General features: G+C 48.4%; 19 protein-coding genes. 10 read left to right on the forward strand and 9 right to left on the reverse strand.

What is annotated here, in order from left to right; all coding sequences use genetic code 11:
- Positions 1-14: 14 nt before the first annotated feature.
- From zapE to EKG39_RS15385, 5 genes are all read right to left on the reverse strand, one after another.
- Positions 15-1,166 (reverse strand): cell division protein ZapE, encoded by a 1,152-nt coding sequence (zapE, locus tag EKG39_RS15365; protein ID WP_126506705.1) that lies wholly within the window; start codon positions 1,164-1,166, stop codon positions 15-17.
- 329 nt (positions 1,167-1,495) lie between these two features.
- Positions 1,496-3,004, reverse strand: coding sequence for a M16 family metallopeptidase (locus EKG39_RS15370; RefSeq protein WP_126506706.1), 1,509 nt, complete (start codon positions 3,002-3,004; stop codon positions 1,496-1,498).
- A complete protein-coding gene (locus EKG39_RS15375) occupies positions 3,001-4,503 on the reverse strand; it encodes a M16 family metallopeptidase (protein WP_425470182.1) in 1,503 nt (500 codons plus the stop codon). The genes EKG39_RS15370 and EKG39_RS15375 overlap by 4 nt, the downstream gene beginning before the upstream one ends.
- Positions 4,504-4,620: 117 nt before the next feature.
- Positions 4,621-6,174, reverse strand: a complete 1,554-nt coding sequence (gene norR / locus EKG39_RS15380) for a nitric oxide reductase transcriptional regulator NorR (protein WP_126506708.1) — start codon at positions 6,172-6,174, stop codon at positions 4,621-4,623.
- 164 nt (positions 6,175-6,338) lie between these two features.
- Positions 6,339-8,624: a nitric-oxide reductase large subunit gene (locus EKG39_RS15385; RefSeq protein WP_126506709.1), complete on the reverse strand. Its 2,286-nt coding sequence runs from the start codon at positions 8,622-8,624 to the stop codon at positions 6,339-6,341.
- 590 nt (positions 8,625-9,214) lie between these two features.
- Between EKG39_RS15385 and EKG39_RS15390 the strand changes: the two genes are divergently transcribed.
- From EKG39_RS15390 to EKG39_RS15410, 5 genes are all read left to right on the forward strand, one after another.
- Positions 9,215-10,939, forward strand: a complete 1,725-nt coding sequence (locus tag EKG39_RS15390) for a potassium/proton antiporter (RefSeq protein ID WP_126506711.1) — start codon at positions 9,215-9,217, stop codon at positions 10,937-10,939.
- 360 nt (positions 10,940-11,299) lie between these two features.
- Entirely contained in the window at positions 11,300-11,767 is a 468-nt protein-coding gene (locus tag EKG39_RS15395) for a TlpA family protein disulfide reductase (RefSeq protein ID WP_126506713.1), read from the forward strand.
- Between the two features lie 3 nt (positions 11,768-11,770).
- Positions 11,771-11,986, forward strand: coding sequence for a DUF4266 domain-containing protein (locus EKG39_RS15400; protein WP_126506715.1), 216 nt, complete (start codon positions 11,771-11,773; stop codon positions 11,984-11,986).
- Positions 11,977-13,275 (forward strand): DUF3570 domain-containing protein, encoded by a 1,299-nt coding sequence (locus EKG39_RS15405; RefSeq protein ID WP_126506717.1) that lies wholly within the window; start codon positions 11,977-11,979, stop codon positions 13,273-13,275. The genes EKG39_RS15400 and EKG39_RS15405 overlap by 10 nt, the downstream gene beginning before the upstream one ends.
- Positions 13,276-13,314: 39 nt before the next feature.
- Positions 13,315-14,229: an FAD:protein FMN transferase gene (locus EKG39_RS15410; RefSeq protein ID WP_126506719.1), complete on the forward strand. Its 915-nt coding sequence runs from the start codon at positions 13,315-13,317 to the stop codon at positions 14,227-14,229.
- A 132-nt stretch (positions 14,230-14,361) separates the two neighbouring features.
- Here EKG39_RS15410 and EKG39_RS15415 read toward each other — a convergent pair whose 3' ends face one another.
- Both EKG39_RS15415 and EKG39_RS15420 read right to left on the reverse strand, forming a co-directional pair.
- Positions 14,362-14,769, reverse strand: a complete 408-nt coding sequence (locus EKG39_RS15415; RefSeq protein ID WP_126506720.1) for a CBS domain-containing protein — start codon at positions 14,767-14,769, stop codon at positions 14,362-14,364.
- 819 nt (positions 14,770-15,588) lie between these two features.
- Entirely contained in the window at positions 15,589-16,512 is a 924-nt protein-coding gene (locus EKG39_RS15420) for an LpxL/LpxP family Kdo(2)-lipid IV(A) lauroyl/palmitoleoyl acyltransferase (RefSeq protein ID WP_126506722.1), read from the reverse strand.
- A 263-nt stretch (positions 16,513-16,775) separates the two neighbouring features.
- Here EKG39_RS15420 and EKG39_RS15425 point away from each other — a divergent pair, with 263 nt between their 5' ends.
- Both EKG39_RS15425 and EKG39_RS15430 read left to right on the forward strand, forming a co-directional pair.
- On the forward strand, positions 16,776-17,651 hold the full coding sequence (locus tag EKG39_RS15425; protein ID WP_246028517.1) for a hypothetical protein: 876 nt from the start codon (positions 16,776-16,778) through the stop codon (positions 17,649-17,651).
- A gap of 119 nt (positions 17,652-17,770) precedes the next feature.
- Entirely contained in the window at positions 17,771-18,244 is a 474-nt protein-coding gene (locus EKG39_RS15430) for a TetR family transcriptional regulator (protein WP_126506724.1), read from the forward strand.
- 137 nt (positions 18,245-18,381) lie between these two features.
- On the opposite strand, the gene EKG39_RS15435 is transcribed toward EKG39_RS15430, so the two are convergent.
- Complete coding sequence (locus tag EKG39_RS15435; RefSeq protein WP_126506726.1) at positions 18,382-18,657, reverse strand: hypothetical protein; 276 nt, start codon at positions 18,655-18,657, stop codon at positions 18,382-18,384.
- Between the two features lie 310 nt (positions 18,658-18,967).
- Positions 18,968-20,350, reverse strand: a complete 1,383-nt coding sequence (locus tag EKG39_RS15440; protein ID WP_126506728.1) for a MipA/OmpV family protein — start codon at positions 20,348-20,350, stop codon at positions 18,968-18,970.
- Between the two features lie 349 nt (positions 20,351-20,699).
- Between EKG39_RS15440 and EKG39_RS15445 the strand changes: the two genes are divergently transcribed.
- The 3 genes from EKG39_RS15445 to EKG39_RS15455 all read left to right on the forward strand — a co-directional run bounded on the left by EKG39_RS15445 (position 20,700) and on the right by EKG39_RS15455 (position 25,068).
- Positions 20,700-22,478: an assimilatory sulfite reductase (NADPH) flavoprotein subunit gene (locus EKG39_RS15445; RefSeq protein ID WP_126506730.1), complete on the forward strand. Its 1,779-nt coding sequence runs from the start codon at positions 20,700-20,702 to the stop codon at positions 22,476-22,478.
- A gap of 120 nt (positions 22,479-22,598) precedes the next feature.
- Complete coding sequence (gene cysI / locus EKG39_RS15450) at positions 22,599-24,308, forward strand: assimilatory sulfite reductase (NADPH) hemoprotein subunit (RefSeq protein ID WP_126506846.1); 1,710 nt, start codon at positions 22,599-22,601, stop codon at positions 24,306-24,308.
- Entirely contained in the window at positions 24,301-25,068 is a 768-nt protein-coding gene (locus EKG39_RS15455; protein WP_185817621.1) for a phosphoadenylyl-sulfate reductase, read from the forward strand. Before cysI ends, EKG39_RS15455 begins: the two co-directional genes overlap by 8 nt.
- The last annotated feature ends 341 nt before the right edge of the window (positions 25,069-25,409 follow it).

A 25,409-nucleotide genomic window follows, 5' to 3' on the forward strand; every position in this document is an offset into this window, starting at 1 on the left:
TACTGGTTAAGTTATTAAAGCACTCTTTTCGCGTTTGCGGCGTACTCTTGCGACTGCATCTCCTGTAGTCGGCTCAAGGTCCTTCTGAACTCGAAGTTTAATGCCCCATCGCTATAAAGCTCACCCAAGGGGACTTCGGCCGATAGATAGAGGTTCACTTGTTGGTCGTACAGTTCGTCAATTAAAGCGATAAAGCGGCGTGCCGGATCGTCGCCAACCGCATAGGATAACTGGCGTTCACCTGTTTGTGTTGCGATAGCACCGTCTTCGGTGCCTCTGGCACGGATCCAGGATTTTGGACGGCCGCCAAGCACGGGAATATCACTGACAAACAGGGTATCGAATTGACTGGCAAGCTCAATATAATCGAGTTGCGACCTTGGCCCTTCACACAGAGCATTAAAACTAAACCAGGCCTGATTTCCGCTGGCCTTGATGACAGGAATTGGGCGACCTAAGATCTGTAATGGTTCATTTTGGTGGGTAAAATCAGCGTTTGACTCGTCAAATATGTCAGCAAAGTTAACTTGTTGGCGTAAGAAATAGATCTGCTTAAATTCGAGGGCGCGTGTTCTATGGTCCTGCTCTCCCTTGAGGTGAAGCTCAATGCTATGAGCTTGCAGTAGCGCGATTGTGGGTAAGAAACGCTCTCTTTGAAGCCCTGACTCATATAAACCTGAGATAGGGGTGTTTGAGGTGGCGACTAAAACCACGCCTTGACTAAATAATGCTTCGAACAATCTGCCTAAGATCATGGCATCACCGATATCGGAGACGAAGAACTCATCGAAGCAGATAAGCTGGCACTCCTTCGCAATGCGTTTTGCAATGCGCATTAATGGTTCTCTGTGCCCCGACTCCTGCAGCATCTCCCTATGAATACGGGCCATAAAACGGTGAAAGTGTAACCTCAGGGGTGGTTGAGTCTGTGAGTCTGATACCGCCTCACAAAAAAGGTCCATCAACATAGTTTTACCGCGACCCACATCGCCCCAAATATAGAGCCCCTTTAACGCTGAACCTGCCAATTTGAGCGGGTGAGGGGAGGTGATGAGCTGCTTAAACAAGGTATCTAATTGTTCAGTCGCTTGCTCCTGGATCGGATCATAGGCAAAGCCTGATTGAGCTAATCGTATCCGGTAGCGTTCGAGTGGCGATAAAGTCATTACGGTACCTGATTCAATTATGGGGCTGAGAGTATATACCCAAACGACCTCGAAATGCAGGATTCAGCATGTCGAGAAGTGACAGAGTTCAAGGCATGAAATAGCAGTACTAGTTATTCTAATTCAATATTTTATAACGTAGAAACATGTTGCTTCTCGGCTTGCCCTTCGGGAGCTCCCGTAGAATGCCTGCACTGCGTTAGTGATATTGAAAAGGGAATAACCATTCTCTCAATCACTGCCTTGTTCAGTTATCCTACGGGAGCTCTGAAACGAGCATTTTGAAGTGGCTTGGGTATACCAGCTCCCTTAGTCCGGGAGCGATCATATCAGGGAGTGATCATGTTTATCTGCCAACCGGGGAGTTTGCTTTTAAGATCATCGCTGATGAGGTCGGCATCGCCGCGGAGTAAAATCGTTGGCGGTGAGTCGAAGATTGACTGAGCCATCTGCTGTAACTCCTGAGCCGACAGTGTGGCAATCGCCTCGCGTTGACCCATCACATCCTCATTGCTTTGAGCTAAAGTCAGCCGTTTGATGTAACTTGCCTGTATCGTCACCATGGAACTGTTAGCCAGTAAATGCTTACTCTTTTCGTAGGTCTTAATCGCGTCGAGCTCAGTCACTTGTACCGCTTGGTTCATCGCTAGGTTGAGGTGATCGAGTATGCCGGAGACGAAGGCGCCGGTATGTTGAAGTTGGGTACTGCCATAAAACTTCAGTGTGCGTGCCTGAGGATTATCATAACAGCGACCGTAAATACCATAGGTTAAGCCGCGCTTTTCTCTTAGATCGTAATACAAACGACCCGAGAAACTTCGGCCCAGCCAGCTTGCCAAGGTGTGACAGGCGAGGGGGGGACTTGCTATCGGTAACCTATATCCTACTCTTACCTGAGTCTGCACGGCTCCCGGCGCATCGATAACAAAGAGCTGTTTCTTCGATGCTGCCCCGATCCGTTCACTGTCCTCTCTTGAAGAGCCAATAGCGGCTACATCTGTTGAAGGGATCTGCGGTAGTTGCTTGGCTAAACCCAGCGCAAGCTTGTCGAGCGACTCTGAGCTGTCCGAATGCTTGGCTGAAATTAGCAGATGCCATTTCGAGCCGGGCAATATTGCGCTCTGTATGTGGTTTAAGTCGGTTTGCGTGAGTTCTTGCTGCAATTCATGCTTGTTCAGGGCCAGATTATAGGGGTGGTTTTTACCTAATATCTCTCTGGCCCAGACCTTCTCTATCTCTGATCCCGTAAAGGCATTGATATGTTTGTTGAGTTTTAACTGCCTTCTAACCGTTTCGGTATCCAGTTCATCGAAGGCGTTATCTTGCCAGCTTGCGGCTAAGATGGAGAGAGCCGGTTCAATTTCCAGGGTCGGGCATGCCATCTGCAGCGCTATGCTATGCATGCCCGCTCTTACCCTCAGGCTTTCGATACATGACAGCGGCTTCTTTGCCGATAACCAATTTGCCCTGTGATAGAGAGCGGTGTTGAGTACATCGATATTTTTAAACGGGCGTAGTGGGTTAATTAACACCAAGTTGATGTAATGGAGCCCCGAGTGGCTGGCCGGAAACTGATGCAGTGTAAAATCCGGAGTTAGGGCCGTGACTTTAGCTTGAGATTTTTCATCGTCAATTTCATCCTGACTGCTGGTGTTATTGTCATTGCCCAGATTGGGGGCTCCCTTAAGAGGGGGAAACTGAGAAACGACGGGCTCCTGGGAGTCGGTGAACACTAACTTTGTCTGCTGGCAGCCAACTGTAGACACTATTAACAGTGACAGTATCAGGCTGAGTAATATCGATTTTACCTTGAGCAAATTTAGCTGAATAGCGGTCATAGGACGAGATCCTCCAGAGTGTCACTCAGCCCCTGTGGAAACCATTCGAGTAGAGTTTTAGTCCAGCGTATGTACCAAGGTGGCAACAGATCCAGCCTGACATAACCTTGAGAAAAGTATGTTTGTGCTACGGCTTGTAGTTGAGCCGGGCTGACGGCATTGATGCGCTCCCAGGGGCCGGTCAGAGGCGTTAAGCTATCTTGCGCTAAGGTCGCCGAGAGGGCTCTGGCAAGCTGTGAAGGTCTGTCGATGAGCTGTAGGCGCTTGTTGAGCCAGTTGGCCTTGAGTTGAGACAAAGCCTGATCGGAGATCCCGTTTGTGGCCAAGGTTTCTATCGCCCGTTCAACATTGCCGGCAAGCCGGTCCAGTGAGGTCTTTGCTCTGGGAACCATAACCAGATTGGAGACCCCCATCTGCTCCATCGATAACGGAATTGAATAGGTAAGCAGTTGGTCTGGTTCGGTTAATCCGCTCTGCTTAATCAAGCTGCTGCGATTTTGAAAAAGGTAGGCTTCTAACAGAGAGACTGCGGCAGCGTCTGGATGTGTTTGCCCGACCGTATGCCAAGCCAGTAACAGTGCTGGCCAGGGCCCCCTTTCATCGACAACCTCGCCGTGCACGGCTTGGTTATCGAATTGCATCTTTAGGGGCGCTTTTAGCGCCTGCTCAGGGTTTTGCCATCGGCCAAACTCCTCTTCCACCCATAGGGCTGTATTTTCCGGCAGTGCTCCAACGATACTCAGCTGCATGGCATCGGGGCGGTAATGAGTATGATGAAATTGTTCGAGTGTCTCTTTGGTTGCATTCTTAACGTCTTCCCGACTGCCTATTACCGCATGCCCGTAAGGTGTGTCTCGGGCCTGAGTCAGTAAAAACTCCATCGCCTTACGGACATAGGGTTGATTATCTATGCTGGTGGCCATCTCCTCGAGTACCGTGTCCTGCTGATTCTTGACGGTTTGCTCTGTTAGCGCCGGACGAATAAATCTATCGGCCTCTAGCCAGAGGCTGAGTTTCAGCGCTTCTGAAGGGATCGTCAGGTAATAGTTGGTGAAATCGAAGAAGGTGGAGGCGTTAAATTGCCCGCTGATGGCACTCATGGTTTGGGCGTAGCTATCTCCCGGCGCATTCTCACTGCCTTTGAATAACATATGTTCGAACAGATGGGCATAGCCGGTCTGCCCCGAAGTTTCGTCTCTGGAGCCGACTCTGAATTGGCTGGCCAGAGAAACGAGTTGGTTATCGGCTAAAGGGAGGAGCCTGAGCTGAAGGCCATTGTCCAGCTTGTGGAAGATGATCTGTTTCTCTGTCCGATACAGGGGAGCTGCCATCTGTTGTAGATCTAATTCATTGGCCGTAACTGGCGGGGCAAGTAATGCCGCTGTTGTGACGGCAGTGACTGAGATTACCAGCGTCAATAGACCCATAACCTGGTTATGAACCGGGCCTTTTAATGAGTCCGTAATGGTCTTAGCTCTTGAGACAATTCCCTTAATCATTTAACGGCTTATTTAGTCTTTAGGTTACAATTTTATATCAGCTTTATCAGATTAATTCCAATTGACATAACGCTGCAAAGCATGGCTATGCCAGACTAACAAGGTGAGTGAGCCTCTTTACTTTTTGAGTCCCAGCCGCTTTGCTAATCGATGTAAATTACCCGAGTCGACCTTGAGCTGACGTGCCGTTGCGGCCCATTGTCCGTGGTTTTCTGCCAATGCGTGTTGGATATACTGGGCCTGAAACTCATCGGTGACATCCTTCAGACTACCCGTGAGCAAGCCTTGGAAAGGGCTCGAAACCGTGCCGGGGAGTTGGGCCTTACTTTTTTGAGCTTGCCCGGGTATATCGAAGTGTTGAGGCAGAATTTGAGGCAGGTCATTGACCGCCTGTGCCTTTGCCAGTACGGCCGCACGATGGAGTGCATGTTCCAACTCGCGGATATTTCCCGGCCAATCATATTGTTTCAAAAGGCTCAGACTGGTCGGGCTGAGGCTTAAGTTTTTTATCCCGAGCTTTTGTCTGCATCGCTCGACAAAATACCCGCACAGGAGAGTAATATCGTCGTCTCGCTCACGCAGCGCCGGCACCATAAGCGGGAAGACGCTGAGTCTATGGTAGAGGTCGGCACGAAAGCGTCCCGCCAGGATCTCCTGTTTCAGATCCTTATTGGTCGCGGCAATAATTCTCACATCGACCTTACGGCTGCGATCATCACCGATCTTCTGAATATCGCCATACTGAAGAACCCTGAGCAGCTTAGCCTGCAAGGTCAGGGGCAGTTCACCTATCTCATCGAGGAACAGAGTGCCCTTGTCGGCCAGTTCAAATTTACCGCTGCGGTTACTGATAGCACCGGTAAATGCCCCCTTTACATGACCAAAGAGCTCACTCTCGGCGACCGATTCTGGCAGCGCTGCGCAGTTAAGGTACACCAGAGGGGAATTTTTACGTTCCGAGCCCTGATGCACCGCCTTGGCGATAAGCTCTTTACCCGTTCCGGTTTCACCTAAGATAAGCACATTAAGATCTGTTGAGGCGACGACGTTAATCTCCTCATTGAGTGACTGCATACTTTGTGCCTGGCCTATCATCTCGACATCGTTATCGCTGGTGATATCTGTACTCATGTCGGTGCCCGAGTCTTGTGACTGAAACGCCGCTTTTTCGAGTCTGTCTATCATCAGGGCGTTGCTGAGTGAGACGGCAGCAATCGCACTGAGGCTTCTCAGTTCGTTATTGGTGAATGTCTGAAATTGATCGGGATCGAATCCATCGATCGTGATGGCACCGATTAGACGCTCATCGGCATAGAGGGGCAGGCCGATGCAGGCATGAACCTTAAGCTCATCGCCCTGATTTGGGATCAAGCCATCATAGGGATCCGCAAGGTCGCTATCGGCGGGAAATCTGACGACATCGCCTGCGCGGGCAATCGCTTCCAGCCTGGGGTGTTCATCCACAAGAAAGCGTCGTCCCAGTACATCGGCATTGAGACCATCGATCGCCAGCGGGATAAACTGTTGTCCCTGAAAGGCGAGCAAAGCTGCGGCATCGCAGTTGAGGTTTTGGCGTATGATATCGAGCAGACGAGAAAAGCGGTCCCGATTAGACAGACCTGAGGTGATATCGAGTGCGATACGGGTTAGCTCTGTTTGACTCAAGGCCATGGTTTGGATCTCCGGTGAGTTTTCTATATTTTGCTGCTTAATACCGATTGGTATAAGGTACCCGAGTGAGGCGTACTTGTCATTTTGACATTTTTAATTGCTGTCATAAAAACATAAAAAAGAGGGCCGCGAACGACCCTCAAGAGTGAGCAAATAGTTCAGGATTAAGCTTTTGCTGAGATAGCCTCCTCTACCGCCTGTGTTTTAGCGCCGATGGCCTTCTTAATGATATCGAAGAAGAACAGACCCATGAACAGACCACCGATACCGAAAACGACATCGCCGGGGACACGCATCCAGACCAGAGTTTCGACGAGTGGGCTGTGGATCACCTCTGGTGAACGGGCAAACCAGTAACCATTTTCGATGACGGCGAAGAACTGAGTGATACCGACAGGGAGCAGTGACATGAATACCATGGCAGCCAGGCCAATGTTCAGACTCCAGAACGCGCCCTTGAGTAGTTTTTCATTCCACTGCATCTGACCCGTCAGGCCTCGTGTGCAGAACAGCATTAAGCCTATGCCTAACATACCATAGACGCCCATAAATGCAGCGTGAGCATGGGTGGCGGTGGTATTCAGCCCCTGGATAAAGTACAAGGCGATAGGTGGGTTGATCAGGAAGCCAAGTACCCCCGCCCCTACTAAGTTCCAGAATGCCGTTGCCACGAAGAACATGATGGCCCATTTGTAGCGGATCATCCATGGAGCGGCCTGACGCATACGGTAACTCTCTACCGCCTCATAGCCTATGATGGCCAGTGGCACGACCTCTAATGCTGAGAAGATGGCGCCCCAGGCAACCACAGAGGTGGGGGCTCCGGTGAAGTAGAGGTGATGTAAGGTACCGATTAACCCACCGGTGAGGAAGATCAGAGTAGTAAAGAGTACCGCTGCGTTGGCGCTTCGGGTACGAATGAGCCCGAGGCGTACTAACATGAGGGCAATAACCGAAGTGGCGAAAGTCTCGAAGAAGCCTTCAACCCAAAGGTGAACCACCCACCAGCGCCAGTACTCGGCAATCGCCAGGTTGGTATGTTTACCCATAAACAGGCCAGCACCGTAGAACAAGCCGATAGCGATGCAAGAGGAGTACAAGACCCAGATAACCGGTCCCATCTCACCTTGGTTTTTAAGTGCAGGGCGAATTGCTGCCGTCACTAGTCCAAGCCAGATCAAGAGTCCACCGAGTAACAGGATTTGCCAAACACGGCCGAGATCTATGTATTCATAACCCTGATGACCGAACAGGAAGTTCATGTCCAGATCGAAGTACTGCTGAACACCTGCCCATTCTCCCGCCATAGAGCCCAATACCACGACAACCAGTGCGGCCCAGAGTATGTTGACGCCCAGACGCTGGTACTTAGGCTCGTGACCGGATAGGGCCGAAGCGATATACAGGCCCGTGCCCAGCCAGGTGGTCGCGATCCAGAATACTGCTAACTGAGTGTGCCAGGTTCGTGTGACCGAATAGGGAAGAATTTCGGCCAGCGGCAAGCCATAAAACTCCTGACCCTCTACCGCATAGTGAGCCGTGATGCCTCCGAGGAAGATCTGCAGCAGGAAGAGGCCAATGGCCGTGACAAAGTATTTGCCGACCGCTTTTTGTGAAGGGGTGGGTTTCTTGAAAAATAGTGGGTCTTGAGCGGCAGGCTCGGGCAGAGGCTCATGCTTACCACTTGCATGGTACCAAACGAGTCCGCCGATACCCGCGATCAGGGTGACGATACTCAGGATAGACCAGACGATATTGCTCGAGGTTGGTGTGTTACCCAGTTGAGGATCGAATGGCCAGTTATTGGTATAGGTGTAATCCAGGCCGGGACGTTCGGTGATTGCAGCCCAGGCGCCCCAGAAGAGGAAGGCATTAAGCTGCTCGCGATGCGCTAAACTTTTAACTGTGCCCTCTTTCATGGCGTACTGCTCTCTGAGCGTAGAGAGCTTAGGATCATCACCAAAGAGTGAAAGGTAGTGCTGGCTTATCTCCTCGATGGCCAGAATACGAGTCTTAGAAAGGGTCACCTGAGTTGTATCGTCGGCATTGATGACTACTGTATTGTGACGAATATCTTCACGCAATAGCTGCTCTAAACCTGCCTGCCTCTCGCTGCTAAGCGAGTCGAAATCTTGCTTGAAACGTTCCTGTGCCGTGAGGTTAAGCCATGCTGCCGCCTCTCGATGCAACCAATCTGCAGTCCAGTCGGGAGCGACGTATGAGCCATGGCCCCAAATTGAACCTAGCTGGTGGCCGCCCATAGAGCGCCAGACCAGTTGTCCCTGCTCAACATCATCTTTACTGAAAAGTGTTTGTCCGTTGGTGGCGATGAATGCCGTAGGGATCGGGGGTTTCTCTCGATAAATATCACTGCCTATACTCAGTAGTACAGTGAATGAAGCAATTAGCACGGCGATGAGTGCGATTGCGGTTAATTTTAGTTTGCTCATATTTCCTCTTAGCGCGGTCATTGATATCAGGCATCAGAGTTTTAGCATTTGTCGTGCCAATCAGGTAACTGGTTGTTTTACATATTTTTATTCATTTTTGTTACGTGATAGTTATGTCATTTAGACACTCTGGTTTTGTGTTGAAATGACACTCGCTGTCATTTTGATACTCATACTGAGCTAGACTTTTTTGACTGTATACCGATATAAACATCAATTTCGAACATTTGAGTCTAAGCAGTTGGTATAAACTTACGTTTAGTGCGGTCTTTGTTTGTTTTGTTGTTGCTGCAAATGTTTTTGTTTTTTTTAATCTTAGTGTTTATAAAGGTTTTTTTTTAGATTTTAAGTCTTTTTGAGTGTTAAGGTGTTGATTTTATCTTTATGTATTAAAATTAATTGAATTTTATGTTTTTACTCTCCCTTGCTATTGTATAATGCATGGCTAAACATCATTCGATGTTTACAAGATAAAAACTGAGCTTACGACATGTTCATAACACTAGTGTTCATAAAACTAGTGCTCATAAAAGTAATGTTCAGAAAGCAGGCATCAGAGATAAGGTTCAAGTACCGGAGAAGGGGTCGTCGTGAGCGCTGAAACAATTAATCATTTTTTTCTTATTGGCGCGCTGTTAATTGCGGCTAGCGTTCTTTTGAGTGCGGTTTCCTCACGTGTCGGTATTCCTATCTTATTAGTCTTTCTTGGTGTGGGGATTATGGCGGGAGAGGACGGCCCCGGCGGAATCCATTTCGACGACTATTCAATTGCTTACCTGGTAAGTAATTTAGCCCTGGCCGTTATCTTGCTAGATGGTGGTATGCGTACCCGCGTCTCCAGTTTCAGGGTGGCCCTATGGCCGGCACTCTCCTTGGCCACATTTGGTGTCGCTATCACCACTGGCCTGACGGGAATGATGGCGGCGTACCTGTTTGACCTGAATATTCTTCAGGGACTATTGGTGGGGGCTATCGTGGGATCTACCGATGCAGCTGCCGTATTTTCATTATTGAAAGGCAAGCGTCTGAACGAACGTGTCGGTGCTACATTAGAGATTGAGTCTGGTAGTAACGATCCTATGGCTGTCTTTCTGACTGTTACCTTAATTGCCATACTCGCTAGTGTGGGTGATGGGGTTTCGGCAAGTTTCATGATAATGAGCTTCATCAAACAGTTTGGTCTGGGGGCGTGCCTGGGCTTAGGTGGAGGCTGGTTGCTATGGCAATTAATCAACCGAGTTCAGTTGGCCGATGGCTTATACCCTGTGTTGGTGCTGAGTGGCGGATTAATCGTGTTTGCTATCTCGAATAGTCTGGGCGGTAGCGGCATCTTGTCTATCTATCTGTTGGGGTTACTGTTGGGTAACCGCGCTATACAGGCAAGGCACACCATTTTGAGTGTGCTCGATGGCATGACCTGGCTGAGCCAGATTGGCATGTTCCTGGTTTTGGGCCTGTTGTTGACGCCATCGGATCTGACTGAGGTGGCGCTTCCTGCACTGGCATTGGCATTCGGTATGATCGTTTTTGCGAGGCCAATCTCTGTGTGGTTGAGTCTGTTGCCATTCAGGAGTTTCAGTAGTCGGGACCGTTGGTTTATCTCCTGGGTCGGACTGCGAGGCGCGGTACCCATTATTCTAGCCGTGTTTCCTATGATGGCAGGCTTACCCAATGCTCAGCTCTATTTCAATGTCGCCTTCTTTGTCGTTCTGGTCTCCCTGTTGGTTCAGGGATGTTCTCTGGGCAGGGCGGCGAGACTCGCTAAGGTCGAACTGCCGACAAAGCCAAGTCCCATCTCCAGATCTGGAGTGGCCATCTACCCTAAGAGTGACTGGGAGTTATTCGTCTACCACCTCAGCGAGCATAAGTGGTGTGTCGGAGAGCCCGTTCGCAGACTAAACATGCCTGCGGGTACCCATATAGCGGCCCTGTACCGTGGCAATGATATGTTGAATCCTTCGGGTAGCACTAAGCTGCAAACGGGCGATATCTTGTGTGTACTGGGTCATGAAGAAGATCTTGATGCCCTGGGTACTCTGTTCAGTGAGGCTCCGATGCAGCAGGAACTGCCCCGCTTCTTCGGTGATTTCTTTCTCGATGTGGATATTCAATTAGCCAGTCTGGCGCCGATATATGGCCTCGTTATCGATGAAGAGCTTCAATCTCTCTCTGTTGGAGAACTGTTGGTAATACATTTAGGAGAGGAGTTGGTGCTTGGTGATCAGTTCCAGTGGCAATCAATCAGTTGGGTTGTCTCTGAGCTGAATCAGGGAGAGGTCACTAAGGTGGGGATACGTTTACCCACTGACTCATAAGCCTTTAATTGAGGTTATTAAACTTTTATCGTATTTGACTCGCTGGCCATCAATGCGTGCACACTTAGCGCAAGTGTGCACACAAGAGCTTGCTAGCTAGGTTTCCCTCCTATCGCTTATCTTTTACCTTAACGGTCGAATTCGTGTTGACATTTTTTTAACGTTATCTGGGTTAGACTAATAATAACCATGATGAAGTCAGTGTCTGGTTTTCTTATTGTTATGAAATAACACGAGTTTTCATTGGATCGCTTTTCATTCTAATTGTTGTGGTTTAGTGTGAAACTATAGTGTGTAGCAATTTGCTCTGCTTGTTGAGCGGGTTAATGAGTTAATGGTCGCAATCATTCTGGGTTTATCATGAAAAAACTATTGCTGTTACTGAGCTTTATGACGTGGGGCATAAGTGCCGCGCCTTCGTTGGACTACCAGGTACAAAATTTTCAAGGTGAATTGGTCAGTCTGAATGAGTTTAAGGGGAAGGTGGTCTATCTGGATTTTTGGGCCTCCTGGTGTGGGCCTTGTCGAAAGTCCTTTCCCTGGATGAACGCCATGCATCAAAAATATCAACAGCAAGGGTTAGCCATCGTTGCCATTAACCTGGATTCAGATAAGGCGTTAGCTGAACAGTTTCTATCAAAAATACCCGCCGATTTTCATATCAGGTTCGATCCACAAGCTGATGTCGCTAGCCAGTTTGACCTGCTGGGTATGCCGAGTAGTTATATTTTCAATCGTCAGGGAAAGTTAGTACAAAAACACCAAGGTTTTTTTGAAGAAAAATCGGCAGGTTATGAAAATGAGCTCGTAGAATTACTGAAGGAGTAACCCATGAACCGAACCCTCATATCTATTGTGATTGCTTTTAGTTTATCCGCGTGTTCGAGCCTTGGGGTTGAGCCTTGGGAAAAAGATCAGCTTGCCAGAGCCGACATGGCGCTGGACAGTGAGAAACTGGACTTAGCACTCGATGACCATATCTATTTCAGCAAAGAGGGCAGTAGTGGTGGTCGCTCGTTAGCGGGAGGGGGCTGTGGATGCAATTAAAAAACAGCTCAAATATATCTACAGCACTAGCGATTGCCAGCTGTAGCCTGTTTGGTCATAGCGCCCAGGTTTATGCCGGTGACGACAAGCAGGATGACTGGAAAGTCGATGCCGCCATCATGTACTACGGTGAACAGGACAGGGTTCAAGCCGTTGAAGCTATCGGCAATGTACAGAAGGCATTTGGCGATGAGTCTCTGCTTGATGTGAAGCTGGTGGTCGACAGTTTGACCGGTGCATCGGCTTCCGGCGCCGTAGCACAGTCACAGAGCCAAACCTTCACCCGCCCGTCCGGTGATGGTCAATATGAAACAGCCCCCGGTGAAACGCCTCTCGATGATACCTTCAAGGACACCCGGGTGCAGGTAAGCGCCAACTGGGCGGAGATCCTCTCTCCGGTGTGGAAAACCAATGTGGGTATGAATGCCTCTAAGGAGTTTGATTATTTCTCCTTGGGCCTCAATGGTGGCCTTGAGCGCAGTTTCAATAAAGATAATACGACGCTGGTGCTATCGGGTGCCTATACCTTCGATAACGTCGATCCCGTTGGCGGAAGACCCGTGGCGTTTTCGTCCATGGCGCTCAGAGGTGATTATGACAGCGAGGAGGAGTATAGAGCGGCTTTCGCTCAGACTCGCATGGAGGGCTCAAATGACAAGAAGACCTTAGACATGATGCTGAGTGTCACTCAGGTGCTGAGCCGAAGGTGGCTGTTTCAGGCAAATTATGGCCTGTCCAGCGTGTCGGGTTATATGACAGACCCTTACAAAATCTTGAGTGAAGTAGACGATACGGGGACAACACAGCGCTATCTGTATGAGAGTCGTCCGGATTCCCGTCTAAAGCACAGCTTTTATATGATGACAAAGGGGGCACTGGACTCCGGCGTGGTCGATTTCTCATACCGTTACACTACCGATGACTGGGATCTGAATTCACATACTTTAGAGACCCATTATCGTTACTATTTCAGTAGACGTTTCTATGGCCAGCTGCATCTGAGATATTATCAACAACAAGCCGCCAACTTCTACCGCCCCTTTATGATGGCGGGCGAGCCTATCCCCGACTATGCCAGCGCCGATTATCGAATCGGTGACATGACAAGTTATACTCTGGGGCTGAAGTTTGGACAGCGGCTCTCCGGCGGCCATGAGATGAGTTATCGACTGGAGTACTATCAACAAAATCCAGAGAATAACGGCTTTGATTTAGTCGGGCAGTTGCAGGATCATGATCTGTTCCCCGAGGTGAAAGCTGTCATTGCCCAGGTGAGTTACTCTTTTTAGGCGATAGCGAACCGAAAACTCGTACAGTGAAGAGGGAGCATGAGTATTCAAGAGAAAAGGGTACCATCTGATTTGGCGTTGAGTCATCGCAGCTGGGGACATTCAGGTTCGTTTCGCGCGATGGCGAGCCCCTGTGAGTTACTCATCAATTCAGAAGATGAGAGCCTTGCCCGTGAGATGATGGCAATTGCAGCCTGTGAGGCCGCCCGCATCGAAAAAAAATTCAGCCGCTTCATTGAGGGTAATCCCCTTTGGAGGCTTAATCATGCCGGGGGGAAAGCCTCTGCCATTGACGCAGAAACAGCGAACCTGCTGCAGTTTGCCCGCCAATGTTATCGGCTCAGTGATGGCCGATTCGATATCAGCGCTGGCCCCTTAATGGCACTATGGCGCTTCGATGGAGGCGGGATCCCGGCAGCGGCCGATATCAAACAGGCCAAGGTGTTAGTCGATTTTTCTCTGGTGGACTTTGATTACTATCAACTGCAGTTTCCGTCTGGCATGTGCCTAGATTTTGGCGGTATCGCAAAAGAGTACGCCGTCGATAGAGTGGCTTATCTGCTCGCCGAGCAATGGCCAACTATCTCTGTGCTGGTTAACTTCGGCGGTGATATCGCCTGCCCGGTATCTAAAGAAGCGGACACTCCTCCCTGGCAAGTAGGAATAGAGAACCCGCAGCGACTCGACAGCGCCGTGGCGCTGCTGGAAATTCGCCAGGGAGCATTAGCCACCAGCGGCGATACCCGGCGATTTATCGAAAAGGATGGCCAACGCTTCGGCCATATTATAGATCCCAAGACTGGTTATCCTGTAGTCAAGGCGCCACGCTCGGTCACCGTACTCGGACCCAACTGCGTCACCGCCGGCATGCTGGCCACCATGGCCATGCTTCAAGGAGAACACGCCGAAGCCTTCCTCAGCGAGCAGGAGGTCGAGTTCAAATGCTTTAGATAGCATATGTGAGTTTTTTGGTGTTGGATTAGTTGGTTGAATAGCAAAATTTCAATCTTGCTTGAGCAGGAGCACATCACATGTACTATTTGGATCTGAAAGGTGTCAGATATTGAATTTATATCTTAAGTCCGGTCACTTTGATTTACCAAGTGCTTTCATAATATCCCTCCAAGATAGTATACCTACCGGATTTCCTTCGTTACTGATGATCGGAATACAAGATATTCTATTAGTATTAAATACATCAATTGCATCCTTTACCGTAGCATCACTATTTATCGAGATCGGCTTACGGGTCATTATCTGATGCACCTTTTTGTTAAGACAAGCCAAATCCATAGTGGTGGCAGCAATACTATCAATTTTTGGGCTTAGTGATTTTAATAGGTCTCTATCAGAAATGACGCCGATCAGTCTTCCTGAGTCTACAACTAACAAATGATGAAAATTAGTCTTGTTAAAAATATCTTTAACTTTGCAGAGACGGTCCTCCATTTCTACTGTAACGATATTTTCGCTCATCAATTTGCTGACCTTCATTCTCTATACTCGCTTCTGTGCCTTAATTGCTTATTTATTCGCAGCACGGTGACGTGCTCTATTGATTTAGTAAGTTATAACCTACAACTCATTGCTGCAAAAGGATTATATTTTATTCAGTGAAGAGGGGCACTTAAAATTGTTCAACAAAAAGATGTGTGGGTGTTTATGAAGTCTGCATAACTCTTTACTAAATAGCTGAAAAAGCCAAATCGAAGAGAGAAACTCTTCTTTTGAATATCCTGGTGCGGATGCGTCTGAGGGTATCGAAAACAGGGTGAGGTTTCACCATATTCACTCTCTCGCTCATAAGTACAGAAACCTAAGGTTTCTATTCTCCGTGCCACTGAATAATCTGCACATACTCCACCGGAGGTGGTAACGGCCCATGAAGATACGGCTTTCAAACACACCACTCAATACCAATAACCCATATAGAAAATATAAACCGCCTTCATTCGAAGGCTATCAAACTATGGTGCATTGCCAAGTTAGCCAAAACAATCGAACTTCAATCGAAGAGATAAATTACCGTGTGTAAGTGAGATCGAGGACTTCGATTTCAAGGCGAGATTTCACATAGTGAAACTCTTCGAGCGAGAGATAGGGATATCGAACTGGCTGTTAAACAGGGAGGTTGTTTGAAATCGCAGAGCGCCCAAGGAAGGGTTTACAGCGTGCCGAGAGATCGCTTACACATAAGCTCACCGCAGGTGATAAATACCAATGAAGGTTCGGCCTTCAAGCACTGTACCCAGTACCGAAAAGGTCATAAAAAAGCCCCGGAACACATTCCAGGGCTGGTATCGCTAACAGCGATTAATAAACCGATGGGTCGTCCTTGTTAGGACGCGTCTTAAACCTGCGGTGCAGCCACATATATTGAGCGCGATTTCGATTAATGATCTGCTCGATAATTCCGTTGCCACGCTTGGCATCGGCAATCTCATCTTCGCCGGGGAAGTTATCCAGTGGAGGGAGTATCTCGATAGTGTAGCCCTTGTCATCGGCATTTCGCTCGACACTGAAAGGCAGGACCTTGGCTTTGCCCAGACGCGCCAGAGTCGTCGCACCTGTTATGGTTGCGGCATCGGGCATGGCGAAGAAGGGGATAAAGGTGGCGCTGGAGCGCCCGAAGTCCTGATCGGCGGTATACCAGATCACATCGGGGTTACGCAGGCAGCGAACCATTTTTCGCAGATCTCGCTTGGGGACTAGGGCTTTATTCGAACGAAGTCGACCCTTAACCTGCAAATATTCCATCACGGGGTTGTCGTGAGGGCGGTAGACGCCGACGCCGGGTTGAAATTGCCCAAAGATTCGGGCTCCCATCTCGAGTGGCAGACAATGAACCGCAAACAAAATAACGCCGTGGCCGTCATCGAGGGTCCGTGTGACATGCTCCTGGCCCTTGATGGTCATATGACGCTGAATTTTTTCGTCCGACCACCACCAGGCATTGATAGTGTCGAAAATAGCCTTACCCGTCTCTTCGAAGTTGCGCTTCAGTAAGGTCTGCTGCTCTTCGGCTGTCATCTTAGGGAAGCACAGCTCTAAATTTCGCTTTGCCGTATTGACCCGGTCGCCCATAAGGGTTTTAGCCAGTCGGCCTATCCCGGCGCCTAACTTCATCTGGATATGAAGTGGAAGCAGTTGAGTAAGGCGCATTAAACCGACACCCAACCAAAGTAGCCAGTATTTGGGGTGATATAAATGCGATGAAAATTGGGCTTTCTCTACCACGGTAAACTCGAAAAATTGGGAAATTACCGGCTATTCTAACGCAAATGTACACCGAAAAGTGGGAAATTATCAGGTATTATCACTCCCATCCGTGTCTGTTAGTAAGTGGCAAAGTTAGGTACAATCGGTCAATAATTTGAAACAAACAAGAGTGTGATGAAGAACCCACAGGTTGAAACCAGACCCGGTGGCTCCGTGACAGTTCCGGGCTTCGAAGATGGCATTTTAACGATTGCTTCCTCAGTAAATATCAAGGCTAGTCAGTGATTTTGTCTGCGTTGGCGTTGAGTGTCAGTTTGCTTTGGACCGATATAGGTTCAAAACAGGCCCTGATATGCGAAGTGTCGTCGCTGCAACCTTGTTTACATCACTTACCCTCTCCAGTTCGCCATCAACTACCTGCTAACGTCTCTGAATTGAATCAAATTCTGGGCCAAAGAGGCGCCATGGTGATGGCGGTTGAAGACAGTACTATCGCCGGGCTTATCCTTCTCTCCCCCGAGAACCTTCCCGGCTCACTCTCTGTCAATTTGTCCGGCTCTATCGTCTCCTTAAACCTTGAAAATCAGCATGAGCTAACCTTGTGGCATGAGATGGGTCACTTGGAGGCCAATAGGCTGCAGGATAGTGGTTTAATCGATGAACTTACGCCATACATGCATGAATGGTTGGCAGACTGTTATCTGGCATGGCGAGTGGCGCAAGAGAAAAGAAGCTTAGGGCCTATCTGGCAGCAATACAATCGAAGAAACATCGATGTGATGCAAAGCGTAGATACTATGTCGCACTGGACTGTGCCGATACTGTCTCAGCTACTCAGTCGCTACTCTCTTCAGGAGTTGATAGCATTCGAGACATTCAGTGAGCTGATGAGTGATCTCCTGCCCCAATTGGAACTTCCAGCTCCCGATAGTCTCGCCGAGTTCTCCAGCCTGATCCATCGTACTTTCAGTACCGAAGTGCTTCAGCCGCTACCTAACTATATGTCTTGGCGAAAACCTGCTCTGAGGAGCTATCTTGAGCCAACTCTGACTAAGTTGCTGGGCGAGGAAGCGGCTGAACATTGGTTGATAGAGCAAAAGATGTTGACGGGTAATGACGTTTTTCCCATGAAAATGAGCCATCAAGTTGAACTTTAGCTGAACCTTAGCTGAACAAGAATTAGAAACTCCGTATATCCATCACCTTACTGAAGAAATCTCCAATCTGGTTTGATAGCATCTAAGGGATCATAAACGATACGAACGGAGGATCGGCAATGGCTAAGCGCTCAAAAGTTCAGACCGAACAAACGATAAATCAAATTCTTGACGAGGCGCTAAATCAGATCCTTACTCTTGGCTATGAGCCTATGTCATACACAACCCTATCCGATGCGACAGGGATAAGCAGGACCGGTATTAGCCACCACTTCCCGCGTAAAGTCGATTTTCTAATTCGGTTAGATCCTAATATTGCCCGGTTATTTATTCGTGAGTTAGATTTCTCTGGCTTAACTCAGTTGGAACAGTCCTGGATGACGGCGTTAGCGGAGCCAACCAATGCTGCAATATTGAGACTCTTTTTTAGCTTGTGTGGTTATTCCGGCAATGAGGTCACTCTATTTCGAGCTGTCAGTCTGACCAGGGAAACGGCTGTGTCAGAGTTGGGCGTAGAAGGGGATAAGCTTGTCAGTGATCTGTTGGGCAGAAGCGCGGTAGCCTTGCTTGCTCAAACGGCTGAGGCGGCCTAGTGGTTTAGGTCGAATGACGGCACAGGCAAGGGATAAAAAAAGGAGCCTAGGCTCCTTTTCTATGGTTATCTTTTCACGATACATTTTTTAAGGCTGGTATCTGTTGTCATGCACCTCTATCTCACGATGCTCTACCCTCACGCTGCTCTGTTTTCACGAAGAACCAGAGTTGGGTTGAAGTCGATATCCCCCTCACCATCTATGGTGACTAGCCTGTCATCTTGTCTGACTACCGCTGTTTTCTCATCCTTTGACTGTCTGACAAACAGCAATTGATAACCCAGTTTGGCGAGGGTATAAAAGGCAAACCTTTGTGCAGTTGAGAGTCGATGCCAATGTTGATCGATATTGGGCTGAGTGATTCTTCTGTCATTAAAATCTGCAAAAGAAGACCCCATGGTCGATGCCTGCATATTAACCACTCCTCGCTGTCACTATTAGATAAGCCCGAACTTATATAAGCAGATGTCGAGTTTTTATGCAAGTTACAAAATGGCACTGCTTGAGCCAATAGCCATGCTCAGGGCAGAGTAATACACTGTTTTTGCTGGCGTATACTTGTCAAAGTATAGGTTGAGGTAAAATTGAAAGAATTATCAACTGGCTTGGCGTTGGGGGAGAGCTTTCAGGCTGGGAGCGACATATCCTCGCTCCCTACCTGTAGCCTTCACGGCAAAGAAATTACCGCTTATTCGATCTTGGGACTGTGCAGGTTAATTGGAGTTAGAAATGCCACTGAAGGTAAAGGGTTTGATAGTTACTGCCTCCACCTATACGACCAAATGCGGAACTCTTCTCATAAATGCCGGATCTATGGTGAATACTGTAACCCATCCACATATTGGTTAAATCACTGTTTCTGAACAGGTCTCCCATATTCACATCTAACGAAAAGTCTAAATAATTAAGTAGCTTGGAGGGCTTATAGCCTTTCTCTTCCATCTCAGTGCCTTCGATGTAAGTGACGCTGCTGACATAGGACAGCCCCTCCGCCACGCCTAAGCGCCATCTTGGTCCGATCTCGAAGGTGTAAAATGCCTTGATTGCCACTACGCCTTCGGCAAGGTTTCCCTGAACTTCAGAGTCGTGGTGCCAAACTGCGCCGGGAGTGAAATAGAGTTCAATCGGCAGGGTAAACAGGGTTTCGGTGAGTCGTGTCCCGTAGAACAGGGAAGTGAGCTGGTTATTATAGGGATCGGTTTTGGTCTGCCATGACAAGATGGCATTCAGATTTGAAGGGGTCGCCCAACCATGGGCAACTCTGATGAACTCGTCATCTGAGTCGGCTTTATAGGTTAAATGGGAGTTTGAGCTGACGTGAGATCCTGCGGCTTTCTTCTTGCCTGAATCGGGATAAAAACCGAATCCAAAAAATGACTCATATTGATACTGAGAGTCTATGGTTGGCAGGTTAACGATATCATCTTCGAGTCGTCCCACACCAAACTTGCCTAACAGGTACAGATTACTGACAAGGTGATAGCGTGCGGTAATACCGGCATTAACCTCTATTCCCCCAGAGGTGTCATATTGGTCTAATCCATAGTAAAACTGATTGAAATCAGCACTCTTCCAATTTAACTCTGCATAAGGGCTGAGGTACCAGTCACCTGACTCCCAATGGTATTTGGTGCGTGAATAACCATAACTGCGTTTGTTAGAATCGGACATGAAGGCGACATCCGCTTCCCAGGCTCCCTTAATAAATCGATATTGGAGGCCGAAATCGAATGCCTGAGACTGGGACTCATTTTGTAACTCTGTAGGAATATCGACAAACCTGAAGCGGGTATAAGCGTTAACCTGATGATGTTCATTCTTCCAAATATGTGCGCCCGCCTCCATGCCATCGACAAAGAAATAGTCATTTCTGAATTTGATTAAAGGAAGAATATCGTTAACGCTATCATCGTCGACGGCAAAGGGAATATCTCCCCGTCTTACTCCCATCGCGAGCCCCCAATCTTCAGCTTGGTACCGGGTCGCGTAAACCTGAGTTTGTGGTTCGCCAAGTTCGTGGCTCTTCTCGTTATCGGGAGAGGCGAACACCGCGGTGGGTAGGCTCAACGCGAGAATGGAGCTAATGAGCAGGGAGTTATTTTTCATAGTTTGTCGTTATTATTGAACTCGTGATGGGAGTATAGAATGAAAACAGGAAGTTAAAAAAGTATTTGTTGCGGAAGCACGGTTTGGCAACAGAGCTTGAGCCCTTGCTGAAATCTTTTTCTTCTCTTTCCATGGTGTCACTCCTGCTCCTCACCTCTATTTTGTGTCTGTGTGTAAAATCCTTAAATTTGTCTCATTAGTTGTCATTTATGGCCTTTTAGTCCATTTTTTGCCGGATAATTAAACGACCATATATCAAAAAGGAATTAAAAATTAGATTTTATTCTTTTTTGCTTTTCTGTATAGAAGCTAAGCTAACCGACATTACACTGATATAGGGCCGTTTCTCATGTTGTTAAAAGAGCTTTCATCACTCGCTTCTCCCCTGTCGCAAGGACAGGTCGATAAGTTAAAGCAGCTCACCTCTGAGCTGAGTGCCATTCAACTCGCTTGGGTGGGGGGATATCTGTCCGCGTCTGCCGGGCAAGCTGCAACCGTTAATGTTGCAGATACGCAGCCTGCGCAAACCATTACTATTTTATATGGTAGTCAAACCGGAAACGGTCGAGGTATTGCCAGCGAACTGGCTGCGAAGGCTCAAGCTCAGGGCTATGCGGTCAACTTAGCTTCTATGTCGGAGTACAAGGTAAGGCAGCTTAAGCAGGAGACTCTGCTGCTGGCGGTAGTGAGTACTCATGGTGAAGGTGAAGCGCCGGATGATGCGATAGAGTTGCATAAGTTTCTGGCATCGAAGCGTGCTCCAAGGCTGGAGAACCTGAACTATTCAGTGTTGGCATTAGGGGATTCAAGTTACGAATTCTTCTGTCAGACAGGTAAAGACTTCGATGAGAGGTTGTCAAACCTCGGTGCCACCTCGATTCAACCGCTTGTTGAGTGTGATGTGGACTATGAGTCTGCGGCAGAGCAGTGGCAAGAGCATGTACTGGAAGCGGTTAAGCCATTAATTCAGACTTCAGGGGCGAGTGTGGTTTCTATCGCTCCCTCTGTAGCTGAGAGTGAATACACCAAGCAAAACCCTTATACCGCGGAAATCTTAGTCAGTCAGAAGCTAACGGGCAGAGACTCAGACCGTGATGTTCGCCATGTCGAGATTGATCTGGATGAATCGGGCCTGAGCTACCGTGTCGGTGATGCGCTAGGTGTCTGGTTTACCAATGCCGAAGCCCTGGTCGATGAAATTCTGACTAAGCTGGCGCTCGATGGTGATACACCGGTGACTGTGGGCAAGGACTCCTTATCGCTCAAGCAAGCCTTGATTGAGAAGAAAGAGCTGACTCAAATCTATCCGGGTCTGGTTCAGGGGTGGGCAGCACTAAGTGGCAATCAGGAGTTGCTTAATATCGTCGAAGATAAAGAGCTTACGCGCCATTTTGTGCTTAATAACCAGCTGGCCGATCTCGTTGCTAACTATGCTGTGCAGATCACAGACACTCAACTGCTTGAGTTACTTCGTCCTATTACACCTCGTCTCTACTCTATTGCCTCGAGTCAGGCAGAAGTTGAGTCAGAAGTTCATCTGACCGTTGCTCTGGTCGAAGATGAGCATGAAGGTACGGCCCGATTCGGTGGTGCGTCTCAATTCTTAGCTAAAGCCGAGGAGGGGGCTGAAATAAAGGTCTATGTTGAGCCCAATAACCATTTCAGATTGCCTGAAAACCCGGAAACGCCGGTGATCATGGTTGGGCCGGGCACCGGTGTTGCACCATTCAGAGCCTTTATGCAGGAGAGATCGTCACAGGGAATCGAGGGGAACAGCTGGCTTATATTCGGTAACCCACACTTTGAACAAGACTTCCTCTATCAAACTGAATGGCAGCAATACCTGAAAGATGGATCGCTTGCACGTCTGGATCTGGCTTTCTCCAGAGATCAAGAACATAAAATCTACGTCCAACATCGCATTGCCGAGCAGGGCAAAGAGTTATGGCAGTGGCTGGAATCAGGTGCTCACCTTTACATTTGTGGCGACGCCGAACGTATGGCGAAAGATGTCCATCAGGCGTTGCTGGATGTTGCAGTTAAGTTCGGCGGCAAGACCCCTGAACAGGCTGAGGAATATTTCGAAACCCTGCGCAGTGATAAACGTTACCAAAAAGATGTCTATTGATCTCATAGTGGTTTGATTCGATACCGAGCGGATCCCCTGAGTGTGATTGAAACGATTAAGAATATTGATGCAACGCCCTAGATGAGGCATTGCATATAGAGAATGAGTGAGACCCTTGCCATGACTGTAGAAAATGTTGAAGAGAAATTATCGATAAATGAGCATCTGAAAACCGACAGTGATTTCCTCAGGGGAAGCATTGAAGAGGGGCTCGATACAGCTGTTACCGGCGCATTTAGCGAGGGCGACCAGCAGTTGATCAAGTTCCATGGTTTTTACCAGCAAGATGATCGCGATCTGCGTAACGAACGCAAGGAACAGAAGCTAGAGCCTCTCTATAGCTTCATGTTGCGTGCCCGTGTCGCCGGCGGTGTGTGTACACCTGAGCAGTGGTTAGGTGTCGATGAGATCTCATCGACATTAACCAGCTCTAACAGCATTCGACTCACTACGCGCCAGACATTTCAATATCATGGCATCTCGAAGCGTAACCTCAGAACCTTGATCCAGAGTCTGGACAAGAAGGCGCTGGACTCTATTGCGGCGTGTGGTGATGTAAACCGAAACGTGATGTGTAATCCAAACCCTGTTGAGTCCCGTCTTCATGAACAGGCTTATTACTGGGCTAAAAAACTGTCAGATACTTACCTTCCAAGAACCAAGGCTTATGCCGAGATCTGGTTAGGTGATGACAAGGTTGCCACCAGTGAGGGGGATGAGGTTGAGCCTGTTTACGGTAAAACCTATCTGCCGCGTAAGTTTAAGATGGCCGTTGCCGTGCCACCGGATAACGATGTCGACGTTTACACCAATGATTTAGGTTTTATTGCCGTTGCCGAAGAGGGTGAGCTTGTTGGTTTCAACTTAGTCGCCGGTGGTGGTATGGGATCGACCCACGGTGAAGTCGAGACCTTCCCGCGTCTTGCCGATGACTTTGGTTTCATCAAGGCCGAAGACACCCTGAAATTTGCCGAAGCAATTTTGAAAGTTCAACGCGATTGGGGTAACCGTTCTGACCGTAAGCAGTCACGACTTAAGTACACGATCGTCAAGCATGGTTATGAAGCCTTCAAGGCTGAAGTTGAAAAGCGTACCGGGATTAAATTCGAGCCTAAACGCGACGTGGTGATCGGCGATCGCGGCGATCGTTATGGATGGATCAAAGGCGTCGATAATAAATGGCACCTGACTCTTTTCATCGAAGGCGGTCGTATCAAAGATCTTCCGGGTCAGCCGCTTCAGACCGGATTAAGAGAGATAGCTAAAATCCATAAAGGTGATTTTAGAATGACCTCAAATCAAAACTTTATCATCGCCGGTGTTGCCGAGGAAGATAAAGAGGTGGTCGAAGCGCTGGCACGTAGTCATGGCTTGATGGGCAAGCTTATCAGTGAAACTCGTGGTCGCTCAATTGCCTGTGTGGCTTTGCCAACCTGTGCACTGGCTATGGCCGAGGCTGAGCGCTACTTCCCCGACTTTCTGACTAAGGTTGAATCCTTGCAGGAGAAGCATGGTTTTGCCGATCAGGGCATAGTGATCCGTATGACGGGTTGTCCCAACGGCTGTGCCAGACCCTTCGCCGCCGAAATTGGCTTAGTGGGTAAAGCGCCGGGTCGCTATAACCTCTATATCGGAGCTAGCTTCGAAGGGACCAGACTGAATAAACTCTATCGTGAAAATATCCAGGAAGCCGAGATTTTATCTGAACTCGACCAACTGTTTGCGCGCTATGTGAGTGAGCGTGAAGAGGGCGAAACCTTTGGCAATTTCACGGTTCGCTCAGGTGTAGTGAAAGCGGTTATCGATGCCGCTAGGGATTTTCATGGCTAACTCAGTAAAGGTGGAATCGGTCGTATCATCCGATGAACTCCTGGCGTTATTGAACGCACCACAAGTTGAACAGCAACTCGAGCTTGAGCGTATTAATCAGTTTCTGGCTGAACTAACCCCCGCTCAGCGGGTCAGTTGGGGGCTGGAATATCTGCCGGGTAATCACGCGCTTTCCTCAAGTTTTGGGATACAGGGGGCGGTTATGTTGCACCTGGTCAGTGCTCAGAAGGCTGATATACCTGTGATATTGACAGATACCGGTTACCTCTTCTCTGAAACTTACCAATTTATCGATGAGTTAACCGAGCGATTGAAGTTAAACCTTAAGGTCTTTGCATCGCCGCTGACCCCGGCCTGGCAGGAGGCGCGTTTCGGCCTGCTCTGGGAGAAGGGCTTAGATGGGCTGGATCAATATAACAGGATGAATAAGGTCGAACCTATGCAGCGAGCGCTGGGGGAGCTGGAGGTGGGAACCTGGTTTGCGGGGTTGCGCCGTTCTCAATCGAGTACTCGTGAGGCACTACCCATACTCGCTATCCATGGATCGCGCTATAAGATCCTGCCGATCCTCGAGTGGAGCAATAAAGATGTGCATGAGTACCTCACCGAGCATGATCTTCCCTATCATCCCCTATGGGAGCAAGGTTATGTTTCGGTTGGAGATGTACATTCCAGCAAGCCTCTGGAGCTGGGAATGAGTGAGGAGGAGACCCGCTTTAATGGTTTGAAGCGAGAATGTGGTCTGCATTTCGAGATCTAATGCCGATAGGCGTCTTCAGCGAAAAATAGAGAGGAGCCACTTTTTAGCGGCTCTTCTTGTTTTTGAATGAAATGAATAGAGGTTTACGAGTGCCTTGCCTCACTACTGTGGATAACCAGATATTCCTGACATCGTTGTCATCTGGCTAATTTAATGAGTTTTTATCCTGTTTAATTATACTTTAGTTTTATTTTTTGATTTTTTTGTACATAAATACTCACAAACTTATGCACAGTTCTTTTTTTAGTCTATAGTTTGTGGTTCCCGTAGATGGTTTTAGAATGCTGTTCTGTATCGAGTCTGTCACTTTTTGAGTCAGACTCAGTGGTTTTTAGTCCTTC

The organism is Shewanella atlantica, from assembly GCF_003966265.1.
Taxonomy (GTDB): Bacteria; Pseudomonadota; Gammaproteobacteria; order Enterobacterales; family Shewanellaceae; genus Shewanella; species Shewanella atlantica.

Bases quoted from the DNA above. Each gene is read 5' to 3' on its own strand.
- zapE (WP_126506705.1), bottom strand. From the start codon at position 1,166: ATGACTTTATCGCCACTCGAACGCTACCGGATACGATTAGCTCAATCA.
- EKG39_RS15370 (WP_126506706.1), bottom strand. From the start codon at position 3,004: ATGACCGCTATTCAGCTAAATTTGCTCAAGGTAAAATCGATATTACTC.
- EKG39_RS15375 (WP_425470182.1), bottom strand. From the start codon at position 4,503: ATGATTAAGGGAATTGTCTCAAGAGCTAAGACCATTACGGACTCATTA.
- norR (WP_126506708.1), bottom strand. From the start codon at position 6,174: ATGGCCTTGAGTCAAACAGAGCTAACCCGTATCGCACTCGATATCACC.
- EKG39_RS15385 (WP_126506709.1), bottom strand. From the start codon at position 8,624: ATGAGCAAACTAAAATTAACCGCAATCGCACTCATCGCCGTGCTAATT.
- EKG39_RS15395 (WP_126506713.1), top strand. From the start codon at position 11,300: ATGAAAAAACTATTGCTGTTACTGAGCTTTATGACGTGGGGCATAAGT.
- EKG39_RS15400 (WP_126506715.1), top strand. From the start codon at position 11,771: ATGAACCGAACCCTCATATCTATTGTGATTGCTTTTAGTTTATCCGCG.
- EKG39_RS15405 (WP_126506717.1), top strand. From the start codon at position 11,977: ATGCAATTAAAAAACAGCTCAAATATATCTACAGCACTAGCGATTGCC.
- EKG39_RS15410 (WP_126506719.1), top strand. From the start codon at position 13,315: ATGAGTATTCAAGAGAAAAGGGTACCATCTGATTTGGCGTTGAGTCAT.
- EKG39_RS15415 (WP_126506720.1), bottom strand. From the start codon at position 14,769: ATGAAGGTCAGCAAATTGATGAGCGAAAATATCGTTACAGTAGAAATG.
- EKG39_RS15430 (WP_126506724.1), top strand. From the start codon at position 17,771: ATGGCTAAGCGCTCAAAAGTTCAGACCGAACAAACGATAAATCAAATT.
- EKG39_RS15435 (WP_126506726.1), bottom strand. From the start codon at position 18,657: ATGCAGGCATCGACCATGGGGTCTTCTTTTGCAGATTTTAATGACAGA.
- EKG39_RS15440 (WP_126506728.1), bottom strand. From the start codon at position 20,350: ATGAAAAATAACTCCCTGCTCATTAGCTCCATTCTCGCGTTGAGCCTA.
- EKG39_RS15445 (WP_126506730.1), top strand. From the start codon at position 20,700: ATGTTGTTAAAAGAGCTTTCATCACTCGCTTCTCCCCTGTCGCAAGGA.
- cysI (WP_126506846.1), top strand. From the start codon at position 22,599: ATGACTGTAGAAAATGTTGAAGAGAAATTATCGATAAATGAGCATCTG.
- EKG39_RS15455 (WP_185817621.1), top strand. From the start codon at position 24,301: ATGGCTAACTCAGTAAAGGTGGAATCGGTCGTATCATCCGATGAACTC.